Raw genomic sequence first — 802 nt, forward strand, 5'->3', positions numbered from 1 at the left:
AATGACCAGGAGCAAAGCAAATATAAACAATAGGGAAGAAGGCAATTTACTCCACCAAATACTCCCGGATCACATCAACTGCAATGCCTGAGTAATCGGCAAACTCATCAGTGGTTATAAATTGGTGGTTTTCTTTCCCGAGTTCCTTTTTGATTTTATTGAGTAAGCGCTGACCGGATTTTTCACTTTTCCCGGTAATCCGCTGCACATCCTTTGCATAGATGCATGCGCGGTTCATTTTGATACCCATATAAGAATTTTTGTACTCAATCCATACTTAAAACCTGGTTTGTCTATACAGTAAATATAGGGATATTCCGCAAATATTGGGGACATTGCATGCCAAAATGGACAAATGGGGACAAATGGGACAGAGAGATTTGTAACAGAAAACCAGAAGGGATATTTTGGTAAGCGTTAATAAAAAATAGTTTGTTATGGCAAGGCAAAAAGGCGTATTAAAATTAGAAGGACAGATCGGGGATCTTTCTTTCTATAAGAGCGAAGGTGAATACCTGGCAAGGACTAAAGGTGGGGTTGATGGTGAAAGGATCAAAAAAGATCCGGCCTTTGCAAGGACCAGGGAAAACGGGGCAGAGTTTGGCCGAGCAGGAAAAGCAGGAAAGCTGTTGCGTTCGGCACTGAAAACACCGATCGCACAATCGGCAGACAAGAAAGTATCCAGCAGGCTGACTTCCCAAATGGTAAAAGTTATACAGGCAGATGTTACCAATGGCAGGGGGGAGCGCAATGTTGTTGATGGGGATCTGAACCTGTTGCAGGGTTTTGAGTTCAATGCCGC

Annotated in this window: 1 protein-coding gene and 1 pseudogene; one reads left to right on the forward strand and one right to left on the reverse strand. The window is 43.0% G+C overall.

The window, feature by feature from the left end; genetic code table 11:
- Nucleotides 1-46: 46 nt before the first annotated feature.
- Nucleotides 47-238, reverse strand: a complete 192-nt coding sequence (locus OM074_RS21140; RefSeq protein ID WP_301202707.1) for a hypothetical protein — start codon at nt 236-238, stop codon at nt 47-49.
- A gap of 199 nt (nt 239-437) precedes the next feature.
- Here OM074_RS21140 and OM074_RS21145 point away from each other — a divergent pair.
- Nucleotides 438-802: pseudogene (locus OM074_RS21145) on the forward strand (hypothetical protein); the annotation flags it as partial.

This window comes from Plebeiibacterium marinum (assembly GCF_026013615.1).
GTDB classification, from domain to species: Bacteria; Bacteroidota; Bacteroidia; order Bacteroidales; family Marinilabiliaceae; genus Saccharicrinis; species Saccharicrinis marinus_A.